This is a genomic window from Aliidongia sp. (assembly GCF_035943795.1).
Lineage (GTDB): Bacteria > Pseudomonadota > Alphaproteobacteria > ATCC43930 > CGMCC-115725 > Aliidongia.
This window is the reverse complement of sequence record NZ_DASZBY010000070.1, coordinates 25,858-33,337: the sequence shown is the minus strand read 5'-3', so window position 1 is coordinate 33,337 and position 7,480 is coordinate 25,858. Positions and strand designations below refer to the sequence as shown.

Sequence of the window (7,480 nt, the reverse complement as noted above, 5' to 3'; positions counted from 1 at the left end):
GTTCCGCGCGCTCGACTGGCCGCGCGTGCGCCAGCAGATGGCCGGACGCACCATCGTCGACCTGCGCAACATCTACGACCCCGCCCAGGTCGCCAAGGAAGGCTTCACCTACCACTCGATCGGGCGCAAGTCCGCAACGGCCGCCTAAGCGCCGGACACCTGAAAGCACCCCAAACATGAGCCTGACCCGCAAGCGCGTTCTGGTCACCGGCGGAGCCGGGTTTCTCGGCTCCCATCTGTGCGAACGGTTGATCGACCAGGGGCACGACGTGCTCTGCGTCGATAATTATTTCACCGGCCGCAAGGACAACATCGCCCACCTGCTCGACAATCCGAACTTCGAGGCGATGCGGCACGACGTGACCTGGCCGCTGTTCGTCGAGGTCGACGAGATCTACAATCTGGCCTGCCCGGCCTCGCCGGTGCACTACCAGTTCGATCCGGTGCAGACGACCAAGACCAGCGTGCTGGGCGCCATCAACATGCTGGGCCTGGCCAAGCGCGTGAAGGCCAAGGTGTTCCAGGCTTCGACCAGCGAGGTCTACGGCGATCCAACGGTCCATCCCCAGACCGAGGATTACCGCGGCAACGTCAACCCGATCGGCCCGCGCGCCTGCTACGACGAGGGCAAGCGCTGTGCCGAGACCCTGTTCTTCGACTATCACCGCCAGCACGGCACGCGCATCAAGGTCGTGCGCATCTTCAATACCTATGGCCCGCGCATGCACCCGAACGACGGGCGCGTGGTCTCGAACTTCATCGTCCAGGCGCTGCAGGGCCAGGACATCACGCTCTATGGCGACGGCAGCCAGACCCGCGCCTTCTGCTATGTCGACGACCTGGTCGAGGGCTGGCTGCGGCTGATGGCCACGCCGGACGAGGTGACCGGGCCGATCAACATCGGCAATCCGCACGAGATCCCGGTGCGCGAACTGGCCGAGCGTGTCATCGCCATGACCGGCTCGAAATCCCAGATCGTCCACCGCCCGCTGCCGGCCGACGACCCGCTGCAGCGCTGCCCCGACATCACCGAGGCGAAGCGCCTGCTCGACTGGGCGCCGACCGTCCCGCTCGAAGTGGGCCTCGCCCGCACCATCGCCTATTTCGATCGCCTGCTCGCCCGCAGCAACGAGCGCGGTGCCGCGGAGTAGCCCTCGAACCCGGAAGGCGGGATGCACCCGCCTTCCGGCAAGGTTCTAGTTGATCGCGCCGTTGAGCCGCTTCGGGAAGAAGCCGAAATGGCCGGCAGCACCCCCCAGATAGACGATGTTCAGCACCTGGTCGGGCGTCCGGGCATAGACCAGCCCGTTGGCATCGGTCGGGACGATGTTCGCCTGGCCGTCGGAGATGACGCCCTGGTCGTCGTCGGCGCCCGACGCGTTGATGCGCAGGTGCGTGATCTTCTCGGCCGGGACCGCGAGGCCGCGCTGATAGATCAAGGTGCGGATTTCCGCGGCATGATAGGCCTCGGTTCCCAGAATGCCGGCCGCCGCCAGCAGATAGTCCTTGTTGGTGATGAAGGGTGCCGCGCCGTGATAGGCGGTGACGCCGACATCCTCGAAAATATACGCCGCCAGCAGGAAGCTGTTCTCGTCCGCGAACGGATCGAACGTCTGCCCGGGACCGATCACGCCGGCGGCGCGCGCCGCCGTGGTGAAGCTCTGGGTCAGATCGATCGTCGGCCGTGATACGGCGGCCGACCCCAGCGCCTTGCGCAGAAATTTCACGTGGGCGTACTCGTCCCGCGCGATTTCGTTGACGAATTGCTGGAGGGCCGGCGTGGCGAAAGGCACCGCCCGCCCGCCGGTGACCGGCCCCAGGCCGCCGACGCCGATCACGTCTTCGATGTGCAGGCCCTTGCCGAACGCGGCGCGGACATAGAATTCAGCCTCGAGATATTCGAGGTTGAGCGCGAAATTCAGGATGTTGGCGTCGGTCAGAGCCGCCGCCTCCGGCGTCGCTTCTGCCGTGGCCGCCCGCGCCAACGGCGCGAACAGCGGCAGGCCGGCGAAAGTCCCCATGGCGGCAGCGCCGGCAAGGCCGGCCTGTCTGAAAAATGCTCGGCGATCGGCTCCTGCGGAAGTCTGATCTCGTTCCATCGGTCGTTTCTTTCCGAGACGGTGCAGCGGTAGTACTGCGCTACCCATACCCGCCAGGGAGCCGCCTGGATGCAGCCGCCGAGACTTATATTTCTACAAGGCCGCACGGATCTCCGCGCTCGATCGGATGCGGCCGAGGCGCGGCATGATGTTGTCGATCGAAAAGCGGTGAAGGTCGGCGCTGGCCGCACTCATCGCGTCCTCGGCCAGCACCAGGGAATAGCCCTGCTCCCAGGCCTGGCGCGCCGTCGATTCGACGCCGATGTTGGTCGAGATGCCGCCCAGCACGATGGTCGAGACGCCGCGCCGGCGCAGCTGCAGATCGAGTTCCGTGCCGTAGAACGCGCCCCACTGCCGCTTGATGATCCGAATATCGCTGTCGGTCGGCGCCAATTCCTCCGGCAGGTCCCACCAGTCGGACGACAGCCCGCCGGCCGGTAACGGCGGGGCACGATCGACCGGCTGCTTCGGCGCATCGGCGAAATCCGGCGCCCAGCCGACGCGGACCAGCACGACCGGCGCCCCGACCTCCCGGCAGCGGATGGCAAGCGGGCCGGCCGCGGCCAGCACCTCGGCCCCGCTCCGTGGACCTTGCCCGAACGGCAGGATGCCCTTCTGCAGATCGATCAGCACCAGCGCGGTCGTGCGCGGATCCAGCGTGTCCATGGTATCGTCGCTCCTCGATCTGAAATATGAGAATACCCTCACGTATAGTTATATGAAGATATCCTCACAAAACGCAAGCCCGCGGACGCGCGTGCCGCAGCGCGAGCGAGGACGTGCCCGGGTGGCGGCCCTGCTGGCCGCCGCCGGCACGGCCTTTGCCGACAAGGGCTACGACGCCACGACCATGACCGAGATCGCGGCCGGGGCCGGCGCGTCGATCGGCTCGCTCTACCAGTTCTTCCCGACCAAGGAACTGCTGGCCGACGCGCTCGTCCAGCACTATGCCGAAGCGCTGTACGAACGGCTCGCGCGGTTCGAGGCGGCGGCAACGGGATGGTCGGCGGACGAGCTGGGCCGCCGGCTGCTGCCGCTGCTGATCGAATTCCGCGCCGATCACCCGGCGTTTGCGACCCTGGTCGAGACCTCGGGCGCGCAGGCCGCACGCGGCGGCCCGGTCCGGGCGCGGTTGCGCCGGCAGATCGTCGCCATCCTCCAGCGCCACGCGCCGGCACTCCCGGCCGACCGGCTGGAACCGATCGCCGTCGCCGTGCTGCAGATCATGAAGGGCGCCGTCATGCTGAATGCCGAGTCGGGGCTGACGGTGCGCGAGGCCGCGCTCGACGAGCTGTCGGTCATGCTAGGCCGCTATCTCGACATGCACCTGGGCGTTGGCGCCGCGCGATCGGAAGAGTTGTAGGGTATTTGCGTAGAATGTAGTGTTTTCGGGGCTTGATCAGCGGCGATCGGGCGAATACCTGAAGGCCCACCCAGCCAGAAACTTTCGTCCAGGAGGGAGCATGAATCCCGTCCCGCTGTTCTGGGCGATCGCTTTCGGCATCATCCTGTTGTTCCTGATGCCGCGCATCCACCGGACCATGATCGAGGCGTTCTCGAGGCAGATCGGCGTGGCCGAATCCAACCGCGAGTCGGCCGAGGCCCTGGTCGCCTTGCAGGAGGCGCGCCGCCAGCTGGCCCTTGCCGAAGCGGCATCGCGCGACCTCGTCCGCCAGCGCACGCATCTGAACGAACAGATCGCCGAATGCCGGCGCGACATCGGCGCCCCCCGGCGCGAACGCATCGACCTGGTGTTCGAGCTGGGCACGCCCAGGCTCGAAGATGGCCATTCCCTGTTCGCCGCCAATTGCCTGCCGGGGCAATCCTCCACGACGGCCGGCAATGGTCGCCAGCCCGATCCCCAGGTCTGGCGCCAGCCGCGGCTGGTCCGGGTCTGGGGCAAGAACGCCAGCCTGTGCCAGTCGATGGCGGAGCAGCGCTTCGGCTCCAAGCGCGACTTCGATCTGGTGCAGATCGACGAGCATCAGCGCGCGCGGCTGGGCCTCTGATGGAGGATTTCTCGCTCTCGTCGGTCTGGGCCGACCTGCGCGCGTCAGGCACCTTGGCCGGTCTGGCGCTGGTCGGGTTGATCGCGATCATCGTCGTGCTCGCGGCCCAGCTCGAGACCTTGTTCAGCGCCTGCCGCACCCTGGTCGCCCATCGGACCCAGCTGCTGAATACCCAGCGCAAGATCGAGCAGGACATCGCTGCCGCCGTGACCGCCGCCGAGACGATCGGGCTCGCCCTGCCCGACCTGCGGACGTCGATCGCGGCGCTCGAAGAGGAATATGCCCGACTGTCCGCCGAGGCGAGCGAGGCGCGCCAGCTTCGCATCCATGAGGTCGTGATGTCCGATATCTTCGTCCAGCAGGGCGACCGGCCCTACCTGGCCCGGATCTATCGCCCGAAGCCCGATCCGGACGAGCCGTTGGCCGCCGAGTGGCAGACCGGCCGCGACCACGTGCTCTATGGCGCCGACGAGAACAGCACGATCCGGCGCTTCACCCAGCGCTACCCGACCGACCGCGGCTTCGTCATCGGCGCGATCCGCCCCTTCACCATTCCCTGGACGCCGCCCAGTATCCGGACCGACGAGCCCGCTCAGAACCGATAGCTGACGCCGACCTCGGCGCTGCCGGTGGCGCCGGCCTGGGGATAGGGCTGCTGGTCCTGGCCGCGCAGCGTCAGCGACAGGTCCACCTTACGGAACGGCACGGTCAGGCCGGCCACGATCTCGTTGATCGACACCGGCCGGAGGCTGACCGGATTGCGCGCGGCCTGGGCATCATACGGTCCGATACCTTCGGCCAGTTGGGTACTGTTGATGTCGGCGTGATAATAGGTCAGCTGATAGGTCCAGCCCTGGGCGTCGGTCACCGAGCCGATCAGCGACAGCAGCTTGGAATCGCTGTCGAGCGAGAAGCCCAGCGCGCGCCCGTGGAAGCGGAAGCCGTCTTCGGGATAGCGGTAGGAATTATAGGCCGCGCCATAGACGTTCGGCCCGCTGAGGAAATCGAGCGTCGGCACGCTGTCGGTATATTCGGCGGTCAGCCGCCACCGGCTGCGGCCGTCGCCCAGGCCGCCGGCGACGGACGTGCCGACCAGGTGGCTGGTGTAGGAATGGGTGAACGGCCCGGTGTCGCGGTTGTAGAACTGCATATAGGGCGAGACCAGCACCGGGCCGACTGCACCGGTGTATTTCAGCTCGATCGTCGAGGAATCCGCGTTGTTGTTCGGATTGGCATCGCTGTTGTCGAAATGGAAGAACGAGGTCAGCGGATCGCATGCATGGCCACTGCCGCACACCATCATGTTGCGGCTGAGCGCCAGTTCCAGCCCCGAGATCGGCATGACCGAGACGCGCAGCGCCACGTAGCCGGTGTTCTCGGCCGCGCGCGGGTCGTCGAGCACGCCGCCGAACAGGTTGACCTGCCACGGACCGAACCAGCTGAGCCACGGCGTCTCGAACGCGTGCGGATCGTTGCGCATCAGGCCGACCTTGGGGAACGGCCGCGCGTTGCTCGACAGGATCAGGCTGGAGGTCCAGCCCGGCCCGTACCATTGGTCGACCAGGCCGCCGTAGAACAGCCAATTGTCGAGCTTGGCCGAGACGAAGCTGCCGTCGAGGGCGAAACGTCCTTCGCGGCCGTCGACCCGGGATTGCTCGCCGACCTTGACCTGGGCATTGAGCCCGTCGCCGGCCCAGTTCACGCCGGCATCGACGTCGGACTGGTCGCGCGCCTGGGCGCCGAAGCCGCGCACCACGTCGGGCTGACTGGTCAACCGCGCCTCGGCCAGACCCTGGAACCCGTCCGGCTGCCCATGCCGCGACAAGGCGTCCAGCACCCGCTCCGCCGCAGCGCGCACGTAGTCGGGCTGATTGTCGAGGGCCGCGGGGTCCGACAGTTTCGCCAGGATTTCGCCGGCCGGCAGCGGCCAGGTCGTGGTCGACCCGACGATCAGCCCGCGCGCCGCCAGGATTTCGACGTCGCTGCGCAGCGCCATATCGCCCACTTGCAGCCAGGGCTCGCCGGCGAAAGCGGAACCACCCAGCAGCAGCGCGGTCGTCGCCACCGCCCAGTTCCTGAAACGCGTCGAATTGCGCGGCGACACCATCATTCTGACCAACCCCGTCCAGTCCCTCTGCCGATCAGGACGCTTACATCAGATTTGTTATTCCAATTGTGTCGTTTATGGATGGCAGACCCGCCTTAGAGATCGGCAACCATTCGCGCGATGCCGAAGGCCGCCCCCGCCGCGAGTCCGCCGACCAGCACGGTCTGCAATCCGGCCCGCCAGGACGGCACGCCGGTCAGCCAGCCCTTGACCGCGCCGAACACCAGCAGCGCCAGCAGGGTGAGGCAGACCGACAGGCGGAACGCATCCTCCATGCGCCCCAGCAGCAGGTAGGGCAGCAGCGGCACCAGGCCGCCGACGATGTAGGACACGCCGATCGTGGCGGCGGACCGGGGCGCGCGCTTAGGATCGGGCTCCTCCAACCCCAGTTCGAAGCGCATCATGAAGCGCACCCATTTTTCCTTGTTGCGCGACAGCGCGGTCACGATCGTATCGGCCTGGGCGGCATCCAGCCCCTGCTCGCGCAGGATGGCCGCGACCTCGCGCCGTTCCTCGTCCGGCAGTTCCTCGGTTTCGCGCCACTCCCGGCGGTACTCGCTGCGGTAATGCTCGATGTCGGTCCGCGCCGCCAGATAACCGCCCAACCCCATGGCGATCGCCCCTGCCGCGATCTCGGCCAGACCCGCCGTCACGACGACCGAACTGCGCGACAACGCCGCGGACAGGCCGGCCGCGAGCGCGAACGGTACGGTCAATCCGTCGGACATGCCGATGACGACATCACGCACCGCGTCGGACGCCATGAAATGCCGCTCGTGATGATGGGCTGCGGGCATGATGGAGGGCTCCAGGCTATTGCGATGAACAAGACAGGTAATAGCCCGAATATTGACCAGATCAAGCTTTCATTCTTGAAATTATTTAGTCACTGAGACGCATTATTACCTGCATATCGAATGACAATCATTATCATGCCGCAACTGAGAGTGAGTATTATCTGACTGCAGCTGTTTACCGCCGAAGACGCGCGCGTCAGGACGGTGTGCTGGCAGCGCCGCATGGTTTGTGGTACTCTGGGATGCTGATTTCCGCACATTTTTGGCAGGCCCCGTCGATCGGTGGCGAGCCGGCGGTGAAATTCCCGCAGCGCCTTTGAAGCGCCGCACCAAGAACGTTCTTGCGAACCAAGAGCGCCTTGCGGGCCACCGGCATCGAGTTCCTTCGAAATAATGCACCTTATTGGATCCGGGGAGCGGGCAGCCTCCGGAGAATTCATCCTTTGAAATTAAATCCTTATCGTCGGA

The 7,480-nt window shown here is 66.3% G+C and carries 8 protein-coding genes; 4 read left to right on the top strand and 4 right to left on the bottom strand.

Translation table 11 applies throughout. The annotated features are described in order from the left end of the window. Window positions 1–176: 176 nt before the first annotated feature. On the top strand, window positions 177–1,151 hold the full coding sequence (locus tag VGV37_RS12325) for a UDP-glucuronic acid decarboxylase family protein (protein WP_326879974.1): 975 nt from the start codon (window positions 177–179) through the stop codon (window positions 1,149–1,151). A gap of 45 nt (window positions 1,152–1,196) precedes the next feature. Here the strand turns inward: VGV37_RS12325 and VGV37_RS12320 are convergent, their stop codons facing one another. Next, window positions 1,197–2,021, bottom strand: a complete 825-nt coding sequence (locus VGV37_RS12320) for a ferritin-like domain-containing protein (RefSeq protein WP_326879973.1) — start codon at window positions 2,019–2,021, stop codon at window positions 1,197–1,199. Window positions 2,022–2,192: 171 nt separating this feature from the next. Next, complete coding sequence (locus tag VGV37_RS12315; protein ID WP_326879972.1) at window positions 2,193–2,765, bottom strand: hydrolase; 573 nt, start codon at window positions 2,763–2,765, stop codon at window positions 2,193–2,195. A gap of 121 nt (window positions 2,766–2,886) precedes the next feature. Between VGV37_RS12315 and VGV37_RS12310 the strand changes: the two genes are divergently transcribed. The 3 genes from VGV37_RS12310 to VGV37_RS12300 all read left to right on the top strand — a co-directional run bounded on the left by VGV37_RS12310 (window position 2,887) and on the right by VGV37_RS12300 (window position 4,713). Further along, window positions 2,887–3,462 (top strand): TetR/AcrR family transcriptional regulator, encoded by a 576-nt coding sequence (locus VGV37_RS12310; protein ID WP_326879971.1) that lies wholly within the window; start codon window positions 2,887–2,889, stop codon window positions 3,460–3,462. Window positions 3,463–3,562: 100 nt separating this feature from the next. Beyond that, window positions 3,563–4,108 (top strand): hypothetical protein, encoded by a 546-nt coding sequence (locus VGV37_RS12305; RefSeq protein WP_326879970.1) that lies wholly within the window; start codon window positions 3,563–3,565, stop codon window positions 4,106–4,108. Further along, the gene (locus tag VGV37_RS12300; protein ID WP_326879969.1) at window positions 4,108–4,713 is read left to right on the top strand and encodes a hypothetical protein; all 606 of its coding nucleotides are present in this window, start codon (window positions 4,108–4,110) and stop codon (window positions 4,711–4,713) included. The genes VGV37_RS12305 and VGV37_RS12300 overlap by 1 nt, the downstream gene beginning before the upstream one ends. Here VGV37_RS12300 and VGV37_RS12295 read toward each other — a convergent pair. Together VGV37_RS12295 and VGV37_RS12290 are read right to left on the bottom strand one after the other, a co-directional pair. Next, a complete protein-coding gene (locus VGV37_RS12295; protein WP_326879968.1) occupies window positions 4,701–6,173 on the bottom strand; it encodes a capsule assembly Wzi family protein in 1,473 nt (490 codons plus the stop codon). The two genes, VGV37_RS12300 and VGV37_RS12295, sit on opposite strands and share 13 nt — an antisense overlap. A 137-nt stretch (window positions 6,174–6,310) precedes the next feature. Further along, on the bottom strand, window positions 6,311–7,012 hold the full coding sequence (locus VGV37_RS12290; protein WP_326879967.1) for a VIT1/CCC1 transporter family protein: 702 nt from the start codon (window positions 7,010–7,012) through the stop codon (window positions 6,311–6,313). Window positions 7,013–7,480 lie beyond the last annotated feature (468 nt).